Below are 20479 nucleotides of genomic sequence, written 5' to 3'. Positions count from 1 at the left end.
GGAAAACACGAGACGAGAGGGTAACCTATGTCATTTTATACCGCATTGACCGGCCTTAATGGTGCGCAGGCCGATATTTCAGCCACATCAAACAATATTGCCAACGTCGGCACGACCGGTTTTAAGAGAAGCCGCGCGGAATTTGGTGATATCTTTGCGACGTCCCCGTTGCAAAACGCATCGTCCTCAATCGGTTCCGGCACCATCTTGAAGGGGATCAAGCAGCAGTTCACCCAAGGCAACATTGCCTCGTCTCTGAATGCTCTTGATTTGGCCATTTCGGGGCAAGGTTTCTTTGCGTTGAAGCCGTCGCTCACGTCTACTCAGACAGTTTACACCAGGAACGGGTCATTTAACGTCGATAATGACCGATACGTTGTTGATAGTGCCGGTCAGTATCTGATGACCTACCCTGTCAACCTAGATGGGTCTGTCACGGCGAAAGATCTAGACAGCGCGGTGCCTTTGCAGCTTCCGGTGACATCCGGAGAACCCAAGGCGACAGGTAAAATTGACCTTGGTGTGAACGTGCCGGCGGATGCGCCGGTTGTCACCGATCTGGATCAGTTTGCCGATGGTTACAGGTTTGATCCGAATGATGCGGACAGTTACACCAACTCCACGTCAATTACGATCTTCGATGACCTTGGTAACCCGACGATCGCGACAATCTATTTTATCAAGACACAAAATGCTTCTGCGGAAGACCCAACCAACAAATATGATACCCGGCTGGTCATCAATGATACCATCATTGAACCCGACTTGGTGAATGCGGTGGATGATACGGGTAAGCAAATATTCATTGACCGTTTCGGGAACCAAACGACCTCTGTTCCAGATGACAACTACTTCCTCGAAGGAAAGGGCTCTCCGCTTTACAAGCTGGATGACCTCAACCAGCAGGTCGAGTCACAACCTGCCACCCTTCAAGGCGAGCAAAGCGCATTTGATTTTGGCGAGGAAGGCGACAAGCTCGTAGAGATTGTCACGGATCCGCTGCTGTTCAAGGCCACTCGAGAAGCCGGCAATGCCGACAGTGATTTGTTCTGGGGTAAAGATTTTCTTACCGTGAACGTGGATGACAGCGATGCACCGGTCTCCATTGATCTGCGCCCGGGAAAATACAACGCTGAACAGCTGGCAGCGGAAGTGGAACGGGCCATCAACGAAGCCTATGGTGATGACAAGAAAATTCAAATTTTCCAGAATATCGACGATCGGTTGACGATTGATCTCTTCAAATTGGCGCCCGACGGCTCTTTGCAAGGTCTGGGTGACAAGAAAATCGAGATAGACCTTCTTCAGCCCACATCTGTTTCAGATCTGATGGGCATGGACGTTGAGGGCGCATCACCGGATTTCACGCGCGAAGAGTTTTTGGCGCATACGCAAACCCGCCTCGTAGATGAAATGAACGACTATATCTATGACAGCGATGGCACTCTTGGCACCGGGGCTGCAACGCTCGGCGTTGAAGGGCGGCTGTTTGTGCGTAGTATTGGCAGCGAGATGGCTGAACCACATCCTGAGCCTGAAGTGGTCACCATTACGCACACCCAAGACACCGACAGCGGCACGGTTTCGCAAGAGCGTTTCCTAGCCTACTCATACTATGGCAAGCGCCCCAGTCTTTCTGTTTATGATAAGAACACTGAGCTGAAATCGGTTGATGCTGAGGGTGCACTCGTAAGCTCTGGTGGTAAGTCGGTTGTATACGACAACACGCAAAACACCTTGACAGTCTATGTTCCAACTGAATTTGGAGCACCCACATCCTCCTCTATCCGTCTGGTGGGCGCCTCTACGAACACAGATTTTCAAGATCACCTGAATGGGCGCGAGCTGCGTATCTTTGAAAATGTAGCCATGGATGCAGGCTACCGAATGTTGCGGATCGACACCTCGGGCCTGAACTTGCCAGAATCTGGCTTTGAACTGGATGGCACCGATGTGTCGCTTCTTTATGAGCCCTCACAAGATCTGGAGGCCTTCTTTGAAGGGGCCAAAGCAACTGTTGATGGTGCCTTTGAAACGTTCAATTCCAAGCGAATTGTGATGCGCGAAATTGGCACAGCAGCGCAACGCAACTCGGGTGAGCTTTCCGTGGAAGAGGCAATCGCCTTCGGTCAGACGATGATCGACACAAGCGGCGCTTCCTTGACTGCGCTTGGCCTGCCTGTTTCAGGGGCCGCAATTGCAGCGACTGAAACAACAGCCGCGGACACAGCCGTTGCCGAAGTGCATAGCTTTTCAGCCCTCGGCTTTGCCGAATTGAACAACAAGTTCACGCGCTTCACGATTGGAGACAAAACTGTCACCGCCGATTTTCAAGATGCCAACTTTGCAGATATTGACGCGGTGGTAACCGGGTTGAATGCGCTGACAGCAACCTCGGCCGCAGGTGTTGTGTTCTCCAAAAATGGCAGCGATCAGATTGTTATCACGGCGGCCAATGTGAACACTGATTTGGGGAGTGTGAGCGCTCAGACCGTCACAAACGCAACAACCAGCAAAGTGGCCTGGGTTGATGAAAACAATCCTCCCATCAAAGTATCCTATGATGAAACCAATCAGCGCTTGCAGTTCAATGTTGATCGCACGGTTTTGGGAACGGGCACAGGCAGTAACTTTAACGCCTTCACTGTTTACGGATCTGCGGATGCCGATGGGACAAACGGGCTTGGTATCCCTGCGGGGGGCAATGCTGAGACAGTTCTCATTCGCGGGGGAGAGATCTTGTCTACCGAGCCGTTTATTGCAGACGGTGAAGAAATCCAGCTGAACGACAAACGGTATGGTGTGTCCGTCAGTTACAATGGCGATACGAAATCGTTTACTGTTGCGAGTGGCACGACAGGCGAAAGCATTGATGCCAACGGGGCGCTTGGCGTCAGCACAAATCAGAAATCTTCCAATATCCAGATTGGTCGCAGAATTATTCCGGCCAGCGGGGATGGGAGTGCTGACCAAAGTGAGACGATCGCGCTGGATTCCCGGATTATTGGCGGGGGTGAAAACGCACTGTTTGGCTTTGGTGCGTCCAAGCAGGACTTTACCTTCCAAGAAGGCAGCGGTCTTGCGGCTGAACCTGCAATTGCGACTGGCCGCGCAGCCCAGGGCGACTTGACTGAAGTGTTCCGCCTGACATCCAACAACGGCGAAAACCGCTTCAATGTTTCTGTAAATGGCATTGCTGGTATCATTGATGTGCCGCCGGGCAACTATGTTGGCACCACTTTGGCCACCGCACTCGAGGAAAGAATCAACCAGATTTCAGACCCAGTAACAGGGCAAACTGTTGGTGGCGTGACGGTGCGCTATTCGACGGCCGACAATGGCTTTGTCTTCCAGACGGGGACAACGGGCGACGGATCGACAATCAAAGTCAAAGGCGCCTCTCGCCTGGGTTTGGATGATGTTCCGCTGGGTGTTGGTTCGGTCCCGAAAATATTCAATCTGGTGCAGGCAACAAACGCTGAAGGCGTCGCGCTCTATGTCGACCCTGAGGGCACAGTTGTTACCACCCCTCCAGAAGATATGGTGGATGGCTATTTCCCGCTCTACATTGATGAAGGCGAGCTGACCTTTGACAAAACAGGTAAGCTCATCAGCCCCAAAAACAATGTTCGCTATGAGCAACAAGCAGAAGGCTTTTCGATTTCACTTGATATTGACTACGCGGCGTCAACACAGTTTGCGCAGCCATTTTCGGTGCTGTCGGTCGAGCAGGATGGTTTCACTTCTGGGCGCTTGGATGGCCTTGAAATTGACAGTTCCGGCACCATCCGTGCAAATTATACAAATGGGCAAAACAATCCTCTTGGCAAGATTGTTGTGGCGAACTTCAACAACCAAAACGGTTTGAAACAAATTGGAAACGCGACCTACGTTGAAACTGCGGTTTCAGGCACACCTCAGGTTGGTGAGGCTGGCGCAGAGGGCTTCGGGAATATTCTGTCGGGTTCACTCGAGCGCTCAAACGTCGATATCACGGAGGAACTGGTTAACTTGATCACGGCACAGCGAAATTATCAGGCCTCTGCAAAAGCGATTGAAACAACCACGAGCCTCACCCAGACCATCATCAATATCCGTATGTAACGCGACAAGCTGGGAGAAGTTATATGGACAGGATGATACATACAGCGTTGAACACGTTGAAAAACCTGCATGATGTGCGCTCAACAACGGCGAACAATCTGAGCAGTGTCGACATTCCGGGCTTTCGTAAAGACTTGCCCAATGATGGCGGCACAGCCTTCATCCAATCTATGGATCAAGCCTCTGCGCGGGCCATGAATTTGGAAACTGGGAAGGCGGGGTTTTCGACACGGCAGGGGGCCTTGCGCCAACTCGGTTCTGAAATGGACATCGCGGTGGTGTCAGACGGTTACTTGTATGTGCAGCCTCTCAATGGAGAGATTGCGTTGTCTCGGCGGGGTGATCTGTCAATTGATGCAGACGGATTTTTGGTAAACGGCGCGCAAGAGCGCATCTTAAACGAAAACCTGGAACCGATAGAGCTGCCGCCGTTTGCTGAGTTCAAGCTTTCAGAAAGTGGTGAAATTTCGGTGACCCCACTAGACGCGCCGGCTGGCCAGTTTCTTCAGGTCGATTTTTTGGGCACAACGTCTGCAACAGATGAGCGATTGAGCAAAGGGTTGGATGGCCAAATTCGCCGCCCTGACGGCTCGGTTCCCGCACCTGACCAACAAGTCAAGGTCGCTCAAGGTGTCTTGGAGGCTTCCAACGTTGATACGGTATCAGAACTGATTCACTCTATTGAAACCCAGCGCCAGTTTGAAATGGGGGTCAAATTTATCAAGCTCGCAGAAGATATTGATCGCGGCGGTGCAGAGTTGATGCGGTTGCCGCAAAACTGACGCTTGGTTGGCACAGCTCTTGCAGCATGAGTGTAAGTCTCTGATGTAGGAGTTAAGCGATGTCTTCAAATGCAATGCATGTGGCCAAGACAGGCCTCAACGCACAACAAACCAAGATGCAAGTGATTGCCAACAATCTGGCAAACGTGAACACAACAGGCTTCAAGCGTGATCGTGTGAATTTCGAAAGCTTGCTGTACCAGGTCACCCGCTCAGGGGGCGCGCAAACTGCGGACGGCAATATGCTGACCTCGGCCTCCACTGTCGGGACCGGTGTGAACTTGGTAAACACCCAGAAGCTGTATTCCCAAGGTGGCCTTGTGAGCACGGACAATTCGCTTGATTTGGCCATTGACGGGTCGGGTTTCTTTCAAGTTTTGATGCCGGACGGGCGCATGGGCTACACACGCAACGGCACCTTCTCGCGCAATGGAGAGGGGACATTGACCACTTCAAGCGGATATGTCGTTCAGCCTGAGATTCAAATTCCAGACAATGTAAGCGAAATCAATATTTCCTCAGACGGAATTGTGTCTGTCATGTTGGCAGGAGAGACCGCGCCGCAAGAAGTGGGGCAATTGACCTTGGCCAACTTTGCAAACCCGCGGGGCTTGCAGCCAATCGGTGAAACATTTGCAGTTGAAACGCCAGCAAGCGGAGCGCCCATTGAGGGAGCCCCCCTGAACGGGGGCTTTGGCAAACTTGTCCAGGGATATTTGGAAGGCTCAAACGTCAACGTTGTTCAGCAGCTTGTGGATATGATCGAAACGCAACGTGCATATGAGGTAAGCTCGAAGTCGATTTCATCGGTCGATGAGATGATGCGCTATCTCTCAAATAATCTGTAAAGGCAGAGGATATGACGATGACGGTTTGCGTGCGATCGGGTGTTATACTGTTGTGGCCGCTTTTTCTCGCGGCTTGCGGTGCCAGCTATGTGGAAGAGCAAAACAGTTTGAGCTACCTGCCGGTTATGCCGGCCCAAACCACTCCCATTCAGGCTGGCTTTCCTTCCGGGGCAATTTACAATCCGTCGCAAGCTGGCCTCTTCGCCACCGACAGGCGGGCCAGCCGAGTCGGCGATATTCTGACAGTGTCTTTTTCCGAACGCTTTCAAGCGACCAAATCGCAAAACGCAGCCAATGGAAAATCTGCCAACGTAGATATGAATCTCCCGAACGTGTTTGGCTTGAACGCTCTGGAAGAGGGGCTGAGCGCAGGCACAACGCAGTCCTTCTCGGGCTCGGGGTCGGCTGCGCAATCAAACAGTCTCACAGGCCAGATGTCGGTTACTGTTGCGCGTGTCTTTGAGGGCGGAAACCTGGAAATTCTTGGTCAAAAGAAACTGACATTGAACAACGGGGATGAATATATTCGCGTTCGCGGGATCGTGCGTCCTGAAGATATTTCCTCAAATAACGTTATCCTATCTGATAGGATAGCCAATGCTGAAATCAAATACATTGGCGCTGGTGATGTGGCGGACACTGGCAAGGCGGGCTGGCTGCAACGCGCTGTCACCACCTTGTCGCCTTATTGATAGGAGACGTCGATGCAGCTGTTCTCTTGGGCAAAACCAGTTTTGACGAGCCTTGCTCTGCTGTTGTTTTCGGTGGGCGAAAGTGCCGCCGAGCGGATTAAGGATATCGCAAGCGTCGCGGGTGTTCGGTCAAACCAGCTGGTTGGCTATGGCATCGTTGTTGGCCTTGCGGGCACAGGTGACGGCAATTCGGGCCTTACTTTGCAATCCATGCAGGCGATGGTGTCGCGATTTGGCCTTGTCACCGATGTGTCTGGCTTGAATGCAAAGAATGCCGCCGCTGTCATGGTGACAGCGGAGCTGCCACCCTTCCTGAAGCCCGGGCAAACTCTCGATATAACGGTTTCGACCATGGGCGGAGCCAACTCCTTACGCGGAGGCACACTCTTGATGACGCCTTTGCTGGGCGCGGATGGCGAAACATATGCGATAGCGCAAGGCAACCTGGTTGTTGGTGGCTTAGGTGTGCAGGGTGGAGACCAGTCCTCGCTGGTTGTGAATGTGCCCACGGTGGGGCGTGTTCCGCGCGGCGCGTCGGTGGAGCGAATGGTTCCAAGCTCCTTTTTGGAGACTCCCCATCTGATTTTGAACCTTCACAAAGGGGACTTTACAACGGCCACCAATATGGCCGAGGCGATCAACCAGATCTTTGGTCCGGATGTCGCTGTGCCGCTCGATGCCAACTCTGTGCGGGTGCAAGCCCCTCAAGACCCCAGCCAGCGCGTTTCCTATATTTCTCTGATGGAGAACGTGGAGGTGACGCAGGCTGAGCCGCCCGCACGGGTGATTATCAATTCGCGCACCGGCACTGTGGTGATCGGGGGGAATGTACGGGTGACTCCTGCTGCGGTGACCCATGGATCCATGACAGTTCGGGTGAATGAGGACTTCAATGTTGATCAAGGGCAAACAGTTGTGAGCAACGGCGATCAGACAACCGTTGTGGATAATGAGCCAGTTGTAACACCAGACACAGATATTGATGTGGAGGCTGAGACGGCGCGTGCCTTCATTTTTGATACGGGTGTGTCCCTGTCTTCTCTTGTCGATGCAATCAATGCCGTGGGGGCTTCGGCCGCCGATCTGGTGGCTATCCTGGAGGCTTTGCGCGAGGCGGGTGCCCTGCGGGCTGAACTGGTTGTGATATAGGAGGCTGATGTGGGGGAGATGATCAGCAGTTCAATGAACCTGACGACGGTTGTGCATCAAAGCGGCAGTGCTGGTAGCACTGCGGCTTGGAACCGCACATCGGTAAATCAAGGTCAAAGCCAACGGGAGCAGCTTGCAGACGTTGCAAAAGAATATGAGGCTCTTTTCCTCACCGAGTTCTTGAAGCAAGCGCGCGCGGGAGAGCTTTCAGAAGGGCTGTTTTCATCCGAGGCTGGGAAGACATTTCAGGGAATGTTGGATGTTGAGATGGCGCGCGCCAGCAGCCGAAATATGAACCTCGGTATCGCAGATGCCATGGTTACACAGCTAGGCCGCGGCCTTCCGAAGGCTGGTGAATAGTCATGGCTGGCTTGTTTGACATCGGTAGCAGCGGGATTCAGGCCTATCGAAAAGCCCTTAGTGTCACGGGCCAAAATATTGCCAATCTCAACACTGAAGGGTATCGCCGCCGAGAAGCTTCCATGGAAGAGGTTTCAGCAACACAAGGCGGAATACTGAGTATATCGGACCAAGCTGGTCTTGGTGTGCGTGTGTCGGATGTGTCGCGAGCCTTTGACAGCTTTATCGCCTCACGCGCGCGAGACACCTCATCTGATTACGAAAGAGCAGAGTCGTATAAAGAAGCGCTTACGACACTTGAGAGCATCCTGCTGCCAGAAGACTATGATCTGACATTTTCAATAAACGAGTTCTTCAACGGCATCAGCAGTATCGCCCAAGCGCCAGGTGATCTCTCTGGGCGCGTTGTCGCGCTGGAGCAGGGGCGTTCTTTGGCATCAGCGTTTCAGTCGCTCTCTGGTTCATTGCAAACTTTTCAATCGGCAATCACCAGCGAAGTTGACAACATGGTGGGCTCTTTAAACACCGAGTTGGCTGGTTTGGCGGATATCCAAGCGCGCCTTATTTCTGCCGGAGGGAGTGGCAAGGCCTCCAACGCCCTGATGGATCAACGTGACAAGTCTATTGCTGCGATTGCCGACTACGCAGGCGTTTCGGCCCGATACAACGTGCGCGGTGATACAACTTTGACACTCGGAGCAACTGGGAGTGGCCCCGTGCTCTTGGAGGGAAAAACTGCCAGCCAAATCTCGGTTATCGCGCAAGACAGCCAGATCGATGTGTATATCGGTGCCGGGGGGGGCGCCTTGCAGACCCAGCAAATGACCTCTGGTGGATTAGCGGGTTTGATCGCAGCATATGAGACGGTCTCGCAAACTTCCCGAGAATTGGATGCTCTTGCACGCAAAGTGGCCAGCGAGCTGAACTCTGTGCATTCGGAAGGTGTCAGCCTTGACGGAAAAACGGGAGGGGCGCTGTTCGGTTTGGATAGCTTTATGCTTGAACCCTCTGCGACAAACCTCGGGTCGGTAACCGGCTATGTCTCGTCTGTAGGGCCCTTGCCAGAAGAAGATGTGGAGCTAGAAATCGTTTACAATTCTGCCAACTCAATGTGGCAAGGCCGCGATGAGGCAGGTGATGTGGTCGCACAGGGGCAAAACGGATTTGTTTTTGCGGGTCTAAATGTGTCGTTGGTGGGACAGCCGGCTGATGGTGACACGTTCGCGCTGGAATTGTCGCGTGGAAAGGCTGCAAATATGCAGTTCTTGTTGACCCGTCCGCAAGAGTTCGCAGCGGCCGGCCCACTTCTTACAACCTCCGATGTCAGCAACACAGGCTCTGCGAATTTGGCGTTTGAGGCATTTTCAGCACAGGCGCCGAGCGACCTTCCAATGCTCACGCAGCTGCTCGCCAACGACATTGGTATTGCGGCGGCAACACGGTTCCGCTCGGACGGTGTTATTGGTGTTATCCCGGCGGATGTATCTGAGGTGGATCTGTTCTCGCTCACGCGGCAAGATCTCGCGTCGTTTACTTTGGCCGACGCCCAATTTGCCAACTTGAGCAGTATAACCCTGACGCTTGATGAGGTGAGCCACCAGTTTGATACTGCGGCTTTTGCGGAGCGCCGCAGCACTGAGAGCAACGTCAACTTGTCGGAGTTGGCCGACATGCTCAATGCTGGAATTTTGCAATCATCAAGTGGGGCCAGCTTTGCGGATCTCGGCTTGTTTGCAAGTGGTGAAGCGGGCGTTCTGTCGATTGCAAGTGGAATTGCCGGACTGAGCGCGGCCGTCTTGCAAGCCGATGAAACCGTTACAGGCAGCATTTCGCAAAAAAATGACATCGGTTCGCAAATTCAAGTGTTTACCCGTGAAGGGCGTCAAATCGCCGGAACGCCGCTCAGCGACAGCGAGGTGATGCGATATCTGACCCCTGCGAATGGATTTCTAGAGACGGTTGAATATCGGGCTGAACATTTGAACGGGGTGGGCAGTGGGGGTTTCCAATCAACAGAGGTTTCGCGTGCAACGCCGGGTGGGGCCTATGGTCTCAAAGTTTCGGGGGAAGGGTTTGCACCTCCTGTATGGGCTGGAAGTTCTCTTCCGGTAAGCGTCGCTACTCCGGCGCAAACGCTTTCGATTGCCGTTGGAAGTGATCCAGAGACCAAACTTGAGATCCCTCAAGGGGTTATGGCCGATTATATCGCAGAGCAAGTCAACACGCTGAGTTCAGATTTGGGGATCAGGGCAAAAGCCGAAACACGAGTCTTGTTGCAAGCGATACCGGAGGGAATTGTCAGTTTTGGCCTAACAGGGGAAAACAAAGACCCAGTGGCCATCCAAGGTTACGCCCGCGCCGGCGATCTCAGTGACATGGTTGAGCTGATAAACGCACAAACCAGCAACACGGGTATATCCGCGCATCTGTCCTCTGATTTGGGCCAGCTGGTATTGGTCAACGAAGCAGGTTCCGATATTTTGTTGAGTGATATCGTGGTCGAGGGGGAGGGCTTTGAGGCTTTTGCTGTTGGGGCGCAAGGCCAGCTGCGAAGCGATAGCCCCGTCCTTCTTGGAACAGCTGCAAATCAATTTGCGCGCTTTGGTGGCGAGGTGAGCCTGTCTGCCGCGCGCAGCTTTACGGTGAGTGGCGCTGGAGGCACCAAAACGAGCACCGCCGATCCGCTTCATCAGGGCTTCATCAGCCGCGCAGCTGATCCTGCGGGCAGTTGGCAGCAGTTGAGCTTTAGGGCAATCGAAGGGATCGACGGGAACGAAGCCCGCCCCGATGGGAGCTTTGCAAGCGCCGCGGCGGCATCGTTTTCGGTTTCACTTGAAACGGACGGATCAAGCGCGCGCTTATCTGCCTCGGTTCTCAGCTCGGATCTGGATGAGTTGAGCTCCCAGGCGATTGCTCAGGCGCTTGCAACTGATCTGCGGTCTTTGGCGCCTGTGCCAGTGTTGAGCGGGCGCAGTTTTTCTGATGTTGATGGTTTGCCCAGCGATGGCGAAACCATAACTTTAGAGTTAGGAGAGCAAAGTTTTGTTCTGCGCATGGTGGATGGCGAAGTTGTTGTTGAGGGCCCTGAAGCGGAGCGGTTAACGGCTGGTTTTGACGACAGTTTCAAGCTTGTTGTCAGTGCGTCGCAAGGCTTTGAAACCGGGCAGACCTTGAGAGTTTCGTCCGATGCGAGCACCGCTTCCATGACCGCATTTGGCCTTGAAGTGGACCAGCAATTAGAAGTTCTGACGGGCCGTTCGTTTTTGCAAAACACGTTGAGCAGCCAGCCTCACGTTCTGTCGCTTGAGATTGATGACACACAATACGATATCTCGCTGACTCTTGACGAGAATGACGTTGTTCAGATCGCACAAAACCCAGATTTGCCTTTGGGCACAACACTGTCTGTGAACTCCGTTTCCGACACTGAAGTTCAGATCACCATTCGCCGCACGGAGGCTGGAACAGCTGGGGCCTTGCGTATCCTTCCGAGTGAAGGAGGCCGGGCGCTTGGCTTTGTGACCTCTCCAAATCAAATCTTGGTCAATCAAGATGGCTTGCGTTTAAGCGCGCTAGACCAAAGTGCGATTGATGTGCAGGCGACGTCTGGTGGTTTGATTTCTGAACGTATTTCTTTGAAAAACCTGCCGCCTGAAGAGCTGATTGTTATTCTGACCGGGGATGGGGCGCGCAGGCTTTCGGCTCAATTTGAGAGAGATACGTCTGATATTGAAGTTGGGTTGCAGCGGCCACTTGATATCGTTGTTGAAGATGGTGCGTCTGGACGTATTGAAATTTTGGACCGGGAAAGCGGGCACTCCATCGCAAGCCGGTATCTGGATGAAACGGGTCGCTTCTCCGTGGCTGGTGTAGACTTGGTGATAAGCGGTGCGGTGAAAACGGGCGATCGCTTTAGTATTGCACCCAATACTGCCGGCGAAGGAGACGGCCGCAATGTGGCCAAACTGCTTGGTTTGCAAACAACTGATTTACAGAGTGGCAAAGGCGGGTTTTCGCAAAGTTTTAGTGTCTTGATCACTGATGCAGGCGCGAAGGTGCAGGCCAGCACAATTGCGGCGGCATCGTCCTTGGCTGTGCGAGATGCTGCTGCTGAGATGGAGTCAGAATTCTCAGGTGTGAACCTGGACACCGAAGCCGCACGGCTGTTGGAGCAGCAACAAGCCTACCAGGCTCTCGCGCGTGTCTTGAGCACGGCAAAAGAGCTTCTTGATACCTTGATGAACGCAATTTGAGAGAGGGGCTAGGCCATGACCATCAGCACCAAAATGTTTAATGAGCAAACGATTGCCAATTTGGGGCGATTGTCTGACCAGTTGAACGGGCTTCAGGAGCAGGTTGCCTCGGGGAAGAAGCCGATCAAGCCGTCTATCGACCCTATCGAAATGTCCAAGCTGTCTGCTGCAAAAGACTTGCAGGCTGGTCTGTCGCGCTACCGTGGGAATATGACCCGTATTGAAAATCGCTTGTCAGAAACGGATGTTGCGCTTGGGCAGGTTCAAAACGTTATGATCCGTATCAAGGAACTGGCGATTCAGGCTACAAATGACACCCTGAATGCACAAGACCGGCTGTCTATTCAAAAAGAGGTTGCCGAACATAAGCGGTTCCTCGTGGGTTTGGGCAACAGCCGAGATGCACAGGGTCAGGCATTGTTTGGTGGATACATGACCAATTCTGACCCCTTTGAAATTGGCTTGGACGGCTCGGTGTCTTATTCTGGAGATGATGGGATGCACAGCCTGCCGGTCTCGGCATCGCTCAGCATTTCAACGGGCATAGACGGGGCATCGAGCTTTATGCGCATCCAAACAGCGCAGGGGCCAAAATCAGTCTTTGATATTGTGCGAGAGTTTGAAACAGCTTTGGAGACGTCAGCGCACTATCAAACCGACGTAAATGTGACCTCTGCCGAAGGCGCGCTGCTGTCATTTGACATTGGGCGGCAGCCTGAACCGCAGTCACTCAGAATTGAGGGGGCTACTGGCAGCGCTGATATCACCGTAACTATGGTTTCTGGGGCCATGCAGCCAATGATCGAGGCAATCAACGCCGAAAGCGCACACACAGGTGTGGTTGCCGAAGCCTCTGAAGACGGGAACGGCATAGTTCTGAGCGATTTGTCAAAGCGTCCATTTCGTATTGCACAGTTTGAGACAGGTGCCGTGCGGGGGGCGCAATCAAAGCCGGACAACCAGATCCTGGTACAGGAGATTGTAAGTGGCGAGGCCGTAGGCTCATCCGTGGTGCTGGTTGATAAAGATGGTGCCCTTGATGTATCCCTGTCAGGCCTTGATGCAGTTATTTCTCACATGGCGTTGACCCAAGCACAGGTGGGCGCATTTTCTGCGACTGCGGAACTGAGATCTGACATGCTGGCACAACAAGAACTGATGGTTGAGGAAACTTTATCCGGCATTGAAGACGCGGATCTTTCGGCTGTTGTAACACAGCTGCAAAGCCTGTTGGTCAATCGTGATGCGTTGCGCCAGGTCTTTGCAAATGTGGGTCAACAAAGCCTCTTTGACCTGATCAGGTGATCTGAACTGTCTTTTAATCTGAGCGAGAACGCGGGGCGCTCAGCGCTCTACATCTCTGATGGTTTCTTGGATTTCAAGGTAAGCGGAAAATAGATCGGCTTCGGTGACGACACCCAATAAATGACCAGTTTCAGATGAAACCACGGGGATGCTTTCGCCAACAAATGACGAGGCTTTTTCGATGCTCTGTTGCAAGGATGTATTTGCCTCCAACAACAGAGGGGCATGGTCAACCAGATCATCAACAGCCGCATCTGGCGGTGCTGTCAACAATTGATTGATTGTGAGCTTGCCTACAAACAAACCGCTATCTGAAACAAAATATGCCTCAGTATGGTTTTTTCGTCTGAGAGCGTCGAGGAGCTGTTTGACAGATTGCTCTGATCGGCTTGTGACAAAATCTGATGTTGCATAGGCGCCAATTTTTGTTTGCGTGAGCAACAATTGGCTGCGGCCCTGGCGCAGATCTATTCCGCGGTCAATCAGTTGACGGTCAAAAAACGAATGGCCAAAAATATTGGAAGAAACCACTTGGCTGACCACAACAGCCAAGAGTGTAATCAAAGTAAACTCGTATGAGAGGGTCAACTCAAGGACAATAAAGACTGTCGCCAAAGGCGCGCCAACCACGCAGGCCGCAACCGAGGCCATTCCTGCAAGGGTTAATGCTGTGCTTAGGTCTCCTTGGGAAGTAGAAACAAAAGCGCTTCCGAGCACTGCTCCTGCTGATGCACCGACAAAGAGTGCAGGTGAAAAGACTCCACCAAAGAAGCCAAACCCAAGGCAAATGCTGGTGAGGAATATCTTGCCCGCAAAGAGCGCCAAAGCAAATCCCAACGTTGGAGGAACGTTTAGTAGCTCGCCCAGTGTCTGGGTGCCGAGCCCAAGCGTCTCGGGAATGTAGGCCCCGACGAGAACAACGCAAAGCGAGGCAATAAAGAGCGACTTGTAAGCCGGCAACGCGAGCCGTTTGTTCAGGGACATGAAAAACCGCAAGCTCTGCATGAACAGTATCGCGACAAACCCGAATATCACAGCTGACAAAATGACTGGCAAGAGAGCCTCAAGGAGGGGCGGGGCCTCGCTGCGCAATGACAAGGGATTGGGGAGTTGGAAAACATAATTGACCATCGCAGCCGCAACTATCGCGCTTGTTGCTATGGGCGCCATCGCGCGCGCTGAAAAATGCCTCAGGATTGCTTCATGAGCAAAGATGATCCCCGCAATCGGCGCGTCAAAGCCGGCTGAAATTGCAGCAGCGACACCACATCCAATCACAACATTGGAGCGCATTGGCACGAATAATGTTTGTTTGAGCGCAAGGCCGAGGGTAGCCCCAAAATGAACGAGCGGACCATATTGCCCAACCGAAGCGGACCCGCAAGCGGATACAAGTGCAGCCAAGGTTGAGGCGAGTCCCATTTTGAGATCGATGGGTTCCAGATCTTGATGTGCGGCGTATATCGTATCGGCCGGACCATGCCAGCGGTTGACATTAAACAACCGCCGCAAAACCAAAATTGCGACGGCAGCACAAGCAATCAAAAAGACTGTGGTTAAGTTTAGCGTGATCGGTCCGTAGCTAAGGGCTTTTATGTCCGAGAAATGGTTTTGATCGCTAAAATAGCGAACGATATGGACAAAAAGAGCGGCGGCAATAGAAACAATAACCCCGATCACAGCTCCAAACGCCGAGGACGCGTAGGTCGATACAATGTAGCTATTTTTAAGCTTTGTTGTTGTTTGGTCGATATTCATCACGATCAGCTTTATTTTATCAAAAGGGTAACTCCTTTCGGAATATATTTCTAATAATCAATTTATTCCACATGGCACACTTTATGCAGTTTCCTTGCGAGATCTAAACAAGGAGAGACACATATGTACGGAATTATCAGGGCGGGAATGGCAACTGCTATGCATGAAATCGCGGTTGTTTCAAACAATATCGCGAACTCTGGCTCAACAGGTTTTAAGAAAAGCGACGTGTCATTTACTGATATCTATGGGTCTGCAACACCTGATACCGTAGCTCGCACAACAACAGGTTTTGGTAGCTCAATATCAGACACAAGGCGCAACGATGGCCAAGGCACAATTGTAAACCGCGCAGGCGCCCTTAACCTGGCGTTGGTTGGCCAAGGCATGTTCGTCACCTCCGCGCCTGATGCCGCAGGCGAGGTTTCAGATTCAAATTTGTTCACGCGAAATGGAGAGATGTCATTAGACAAAGACGGATTTTTGCGCGCGTCAGATGGCTCATTTGTGCGTGGCGTGGTTGCATCGGAAGATGGAGCTGCTGGGGCTACGCTAACCACGATTCAGGTTCCTTTTAAGTCTGAGGAAGGCGATACCATGAGCCAACTTGAAGTGAGTGCAGACGGTGTTGTGACCGTGACTTATGGAAATAAAAATGTTGAAGAGGTTGGCCAACTGGCACTGGCCACTTTCTCAAACTTGGGTGGTTTGCGCAATGTTGGGTCCGCGCGTTTCGCACAGTCTGGTCAATCCGGAGAACCGCTCATTGGGGTCGGCGGTCAGAACGGCTTTGGGTCGATCGAGGCAGGGGCTCTTGAGGGGTCAAACGTTGATATTACTCAAGAAATGACTGTAATGATCCGTGCACAACAACAGTTTAGCGGGGCTGCGCGCGTTCTTCAGGCCAATTCGGATCTCGTTGAAAAGTTGACGCGATGATTAAACCCTTAACAGGGGCGTCGAGGCTCATTCGTCGGTTTCAGTCTCAGACGTTGGCCGCATTTCAAGCACCAGCTTCAAAAGAAACCCAATCACCCCGATGCCCCAAATGACAAAAACAAAATGCCAAGCCGTGAGGTTTGACAGGGGGGAAAAGCGCTCTCCTGCAAAGGGAATGCTGAGAATACCCAAGCCAGCGGCAAATATAAAATATCTTATAATCATGCATTGACGGCATATCGGTGATTTTTGTTTTTCACGCTTCATGAGTGCTCCAGTCAATGATGTGCCATTCGATAGCAAGAAAAATTTACTGGAGAAAAGTTACAATTTACTTTAGATAATCTGCAACTAAACTGGAGTTGCGGGATTGCTACCCTTAAATATGCCTCAATTGCCGACCTCGGCTGGACTGATTGGCAGTAATGATTTTGGCCTGACGAGAACTGACAATCGCATGCGGCCAAAGGCCGAAACTTTGCTGCCAGCGGTCAATGTTGGTGACGAACGGGAGCTTGCGCGTGCTTACAACTCTGATGCATCTAAGATCCAGATTTACCATCCTAGCCAGGCGCCCTCGGGTATTTCAACTGAGAATGCGCTCTTGGCCAAGGCCTTGATGTCTCCTGTCTTTGCACATTCTTCGGCAGCGACTAAGATGGCTCGGCTGTCAAATATGTTCCAAGATGCACCACGATTTGGATCTGCTGTAGATTTGTTGTGCTAAGCCGTTCGGAGTCAGATCCCGTCGAGAAAAGATACCTCTAGGTTGGGAAAATCTTGGAGAAATTCACCATCCTCGATTTTTGTCCAATTCCAGCCTGCTGGTGGGGCAAGCTCAGGTTTGGCACGAAACATGTAAATGAACGGTTTGAATTCCTTATCGGCTGTATCGATATTTATTTCCGGTGCTTTAAGCCCATCGAGACTTGAAGAGAAGAAGCTTCTAATTTTGCGCGGAAGTCCGTTTGCCTCATAGGTTAGTTGTTTAAAAGCAAACGCGTCCAATACTTCAGAGGCATTTTCGATTTCTGCGTCCATCAGGTGGCGTAGATAACTTTCAGATGTGTCCAGTATCATATCGCTGCTGATATCAGCGTATCGAAGAGATAATTCGTTTGCGTATTTGCCGGCATAGGCTTCCAAGCCCAAGTTCTCGGAAAGATAACGCTGGGCAGATAGCGAGCATACGGCCGAGTAAATCCACATAGGACAGTAACGAAGCATTTATTTCTCCCCAAGACACGTCCGCCACAAAGCGTTGATCTATATAGGAAGCGGGATTACTTTATCTGCTCCCAAGCGTCAATTATGTCATTTACAATAGTGATGCAGCTCTTCAGATCGTGATCGGAGCTACCCTTGAGTGCCAGTAATAGCTGGTCCCGGCAATACTCGTATATTTTAAAAAGATTTTGAGCAATTTCACTGCCGGCCTCAAAATCCAAGCTGGTTTGCAAAATATAGATTGCAGTGAAGGCTTTTGAAAAATGGTTCTTGCGCTTAGCGGCCCCGAGATTTGGCGCATCAAGCAAAGCCAAGCTGCGCGTGAGCTCGCGTAAGGTTAGCAAGATCATCTCATGTGGATCAGAAATATTGCTCAATGCAGCTTGCTTTGATCTTGCATATTGATTTCGTGCAAACGCGTAATTCATAGATCGCTCCCGAGCTTCATTTGTTATAAAGTATAACGTCTGAAGGGGCGTCTTGTTTAGTTATTTGCACAGCAAAAGTTATCTTTTCAAAGCTTCCCTGTCAGCTGAGTACTCGGCAAGTGGAACGGTCAGTTTGACCTGTTCGTGTCCTGCTTCGTCAAAGTGACAAATTTCAACGTAGACGTTCAATTGGCTCATTTGAGCGTCTGTTTGTCTTTCACGCTGCGTAAAGTTTTTGAATAATTCCATTGCTGACCCTAACCTTGCTTCCTGCCAAACAGCTGCAATTTTAGTGCCAAGGGGCAGATTTTTGCCCTTAAGAGTTAGGTGACGATAAAGGATGTTATTTCCACAGAGTGAATGAACGGTTCATACCCCCAGCGGATGAGTGAGTTGTTTATTGAAGCCTTTATAAGTTCAGCCAGGTTGCTCCGTCCTTCTTTGGAGAGCAATGCCTCTTCTGTTAGATCAACAGTTTGATCGAGGATTACAGGGCGTAGCTGAGGTTCTCGTTCTTCCAGAGCGGACATTAAGTTGCTTGCGCTCAGAGGGGTTTCAAATATGGAAACCGCTATTTCAAAACTGAATAACTTGTTGCTACCAGGAATATTGCCAATAACGGTCGAAGGATAAGGGTAGTATTGAAAGTCTGGCTCTGAAAGTATGTTGCCTTCTGCCAATTCAGTGTCATCTACTGAGGGCTCTTCTGCGTCTTGCTCAGAGGCTGCTTCGTTGATTGCCTCGACATTCGGCGGGTTCAGGGGGCTTGTCTCAGGGCTAATGCTTAAATGGCCGATGGAAAATGCGCCAATTGTGAGCGCGGCCGGGAGGCCGTATAGAGCTGCAAGTTTTATTGGCGCGCGCATTGATATTATTCTCCCCAATAGAGCAACGACCTTTGTTTTAGCATTTTTAGGCGCAGTGTCATTTTTTTGAAAGGCTGGCTAAGTGGAAAATTCTGATTTGACGACTTTTTGACATTAGAATTTTTTGATTAAGCTTTGAGCTTGTTTCTGAACTGATCCAGTTTTTGTGCATTTATTTCATATGTTTGAGTTAAATATTTGAGAATAATTTTGCGTTCTCCGGAAGTTGGCTCGGTTATTGCCTTTTGGTTCTGAGAAATTCGGAGACGCGCTATGACTTCTATTTTGATTGAAGCTGCCAAATTCCCACAGGCCGAAAGGTTATGTGCCAGTGTGGCTATTCGGAAAATTAGCGCTGAGGTCGTAAAGGCTCCAGCTGAAGGTTCTGTTGGGGCTGTTTGGGCATATTCAGCAGATTATGAAGAGGTACTCGGAGGGCAGCAAGCGCTTCTGAACATTGCGCGAGCTCAAAAACCAAAGTGTGTCGTTGTTTTCAAATTTGGTGCAGACAAGTTTTCCATTGTAAGTTCACTTGGAGGCAAGCTGTTGCGCGTGAGCTTACCTGAAGATGAGGGTTTCGAGCTCACCGTTGCAGCCGAGATACTGGCTGCGGATATCTCAAAGATGGTAGCCGCTGATCCAGCGACCTCGCAAATGTTATCTTTGGCCAGCCGTGTCGCAACCTCTGACGTCACTGTATTTGTGAACGGACCAACCGGGACGGGGAAAGAGGTTCTTGCGCGCTATATCCATGATCGGTCTGATCGGGCCGAAGCACCTTTTGTTGCTATCAACTGTGCGGCTATCCCTGAAAACATGCTGGAAGCGGTGCTTTTTGGCCACGAGAAAGGGGCGTTCACAGGTGCGTCTGTTGCCAACAAAGGCATTTTCAGGGCTGCTGACAGAGGCACCCTTTTGCTCGACGAAATTTCGGAAATGCCCCTTGGTTTGCAATCCAAGTTATTAAGGGTTTTACAAGAACGGAAGGTGACGCCGCTTGGTGCACAGGCGGAGATTGAAGTTGATGTGCGCGTCTTAGCGACAACCAACCGCGATATGCGGCTTGAAATTCAGGAAAACCGCTTCCGTGAAGATCTCTTTTATCGTTTGAACGTCTTCCCAATGAGCACGCAAGCTTTGAGCGCGCGCCCGCTTGATATTTTGCCACTCGCTATTGGGCTCTTGCGTAAGCATGCCTCGTCGATTGAAGCAATTCCTTGGATAACAGCTGAGGCGCGCTCTTTGCTAATCAGCCATGAATGGCCCGGGAACGTCAGAGAGCTTGAAAACGTGATCCAACGCGCTCTTGTTTTGCAAGTTGATGGGATGATTCAAGCAGAAGACATCATCATTGATGGCGCACGAATTCCCCATGTCATGCCCAGCCCGACAAACCCACATCCGGCGCTGAGCCGCTTGAGCAGTTGAGGGGGTTAGAGCGATGACACAAATTGGCGGATTGAAGTATCAAGTTGACCAGACCCATCTGCAAAGCCTGAAAAAGGCTCATGAGACGCTAGGCACAGAACAAGCTGGCCCGAGCTTCTCAGAAAGGCTCTCAGACGGGTTGCAAGATGTTGCTTCAGCTCAGGGTGAAGCATCAAAGCTTGCGCGAGATTTCGAGCTTGGCCTTGAGCAGGATTTGTCAAAGGTCATGGTGAGCCAACAGGTTTCCTCACTGGGTTTTCAGCTTACTCTCAATGTTAGAAATAAGGCTTTGAGCGCCTACAAGGATATCATGAACATGCCCGTTTGAGTTGTTCTCTTG

Annotated in this window: 17 protein-coding genes; 11 read left to right on the top strand and 6 right to left on the bottom strand. The window is 51.4% G+C overall.

What is annotated here, in order from left to right:
- Positions 1-27: 27 nt before the first annotated feature.
- The 8 genes from Q0478_RS03380 to flgL are packed head-to-tail and all read left to right on the top strand — an operon-like array spanning position 28 to position 13493.
- A complete protein-coding gene (locus Q0478_RS03380) occupies positions 28-4104 on the top strand; it encodes a flagellar hook-basal body complex protein (protein ID WP_298676212.1) in 4077 nt (1358 codons plus the stop codon).
- Between the two features lie 23 nt (positions 4105-4127).
- On the top strand, positions 4128-4886 hold the full coding sequence (locus tag Q0478_RS03375) for a flagellar basal body rod C-terminal domain-containing protein (RefSeq protein ID WP_298676210.1): 759 nt from the start codon (positions 4128-4130) through the stop codon (positions 4884-4886).
- Positions 4887-4945: 59 nt separating this feature from the next.
- The gene (gene flgG / locus Q0478_RS03370; protein WP_298676208.1) at positions 4946-5734 is read left to right on the top strand and encodes a flagellar basal-body rod protein FlgG; all 789 of its coding nucleotides are present in this window, start codon (positions 4946-4948) and stop codon (positions 5732-5734) included.
- 11 nt (positions 5735-5745) lie between these two features.
- Positions 5746-6426 carry a flagellar basal body L-ring protein FlgH gene (locus Q0478_RS03365; RefSeq protein WP_298676206.1) on the top strand — a complete coding sequence of 227 codons (681 nt, stop codon included), beginning with the start codon at positions 5746-5748 and terminating at the stop codon, positions 6424-6426.
- Positions 6427-6438: 12 nt separating this feature from the next.
- On the top strand, positions 6439-7575 hold the full coding sequence (locus Q0478_RS03360) for a flagellar basal body P-ring protein FlgI (RefSeq protein WP_298676205.1): 1137 nt from the start codon (positions 6439-6441) through the stop codon (positions 7573-7575).
- 18 nt (positions 7576-7593) lie between these two features.
- Entirely contained in the window at positions 7594-7935 is a 342-nt protein-coding gene (locus Q0478_RS03355) for a rod-binding protein (protein ID WP_298676271.1), read from the top strand.
- Between the two features lie 2 nt (positions 7936-7937).
- Positions 7938-12188, top strand: a complete 4251-nt coding sequence (gene flgK, locus Q0478_RS03350; protein ID WP_298676204.1) for a flagellar hook-associated protein FlgK — start codon at positions 7938-7940, stop codon at positions 12186-12188.
- 15 nt (positions 12189-12203) lie between these two features.
- Positions 12204-13493 carry a flagellar hook-associated protein FlgL gene (gene flgL, locus Q0478_RS03345; RefSeq protein WP_298676202.1) on the top strand — a complete coding sequence of 430 codons (1290 nt, stop codon included), beginning with the start codon at positions 12204-12206 and terminating at the stop codon, positions 13491-13493.
- 39 nt (positions 13494-13532) lie between these two features.
- Here flgL and Q0478_RS03340 read toward each other — a convergent pair whose 3' ends face one another.
- The gene (locus Q0478_RS03340; protein ID WP_298676270.1) at positions 13533-15251 is read right to left on the bottom strand and encodes a chloride channel protein; all 1719 of its coding nucleotides are present in this window, start codon (positions 15249-15251) and stop codon (positions 13533-13535) included.
- Positions 15252-15374: 123 nt separating this feature from the next.
- On the opposite strand from Q0478_RS03340, the gene Q0478_RS03335 reads away from it, so the two are divergent.
- Positions 15375-16190, top strand: coding sequence for a flagellar hook-basal body protein (locus tag Q0478_RS03335; RefSeq protein ID WP_298676201.1), 816 nt, complete (start codon positions 15375-15377; stop codon positions 16188-16190).
- Between the two features lie 27 nt (positions 16191-16217).
- On the opposite strand, the gene Q0478_RS03330 is transcribed toward Q0478_RS03335, so the two are convergent.
- The 5 genes from Q0478_RS03330 to Q0478_RS03310 all read right to left on the bottom strand — a co-directional run bounded on the left by Q0478_RS03330 (position 16218) and on the right by Q0478_RS03310 (position 18711).
- Positions 16218-16457, bottom strand: a complete 240-nt coding sequence (locus Q0478_RS03330; protein ID WP_298676199.1) for a hypothetical protein — start codon at positions 16455-16457, stop codon at positions 16218-16220.
- A gap of 471 nt (positions 16458-16928) precedes the next feature.
- Positions 16929-17417, bottom strand: a complete 489-nt coding sequence (locus tag Q0478_RS03325; protein ID WP_298676197.1) for a hypothetical protein — start codon at positions 17415-17417, stop codon at positions 16929-16931.
- Positions 17418-17473: 56 nt separating this feature from the next.
- Positions 17474-17845, bottom strand: coding sequence for a flagellar protein FliS (locus Q0478_RS03320; RefSeq protein WP_298676195.1), 372 nt, complete (start codon positions 17843-17845; stop codon positions 17474-17476).
- Between the two features lie 78 nt (positions 17846-17923).
- On the bottom strand, positions 17924-18094 hold the full coding sequence (locus tag Q0478_RS03315; RefSeq protein ID WP_298676193.1) for a hypothetical protein: 171 nt from the start codon (positions 18092-18094) through the stop codon (positions 17924-17926).
- Positions 18095-18168: 74 nt separating this feature from the next.
- Complete coding sequence (locus tag Q0478_RS03310; RefSeq protein WP_298676191.1) at positions 18169-18711, bottom strand: flagellar basal body-associated FliL family protein; 543 nt, start codon at positions 18709-18711, stop codon at positions 18169-18171.
- A 273-nt stretch (positions 18712-18984) separates the two neighbouring features.
- Here Q0478_RS03310 and Q0478_RS03305 point away from each other — a divergent pair, with 273 nt between their 5' ends.
- Positions 18985-20139: a sigma 54-interacting transcriptional regulator gene (locus Q0478_RS03305; RefSeq protein ID WP_298676189.1), complete on the top strand. Its 1155-nt coding sequence runs from the start codon at positions 18985-18987 to the stop codon at positions 20137-20139.
- A 13-nt stretch (positions 20140-20152) separates the two neighbouring features.
- Positions 20153-20467, top strand: coding sequence for a flagellar hook-basal body complex protein FliE (fliE, locus tag Q0478_RS03300; protein WP_298676188.1), 315 nt, complete (start codon positions 20153-20155; stop codon positions 20465-20467).
- Positions 20468-20479 lie beyond the last annotated feature (12 nt).

This window comes from uncultured Lentibacter sp. (assembly GCF_937123735.1).
Lineage (GTDB): Bacteria > Pseudomonadota > Alphaproteobacteria > Rhodobacterales > Rhodobacteraceae > Lentibacter.
This window is presented reverse-complemented; position numbering and strand designations above follow the sequence as displayed.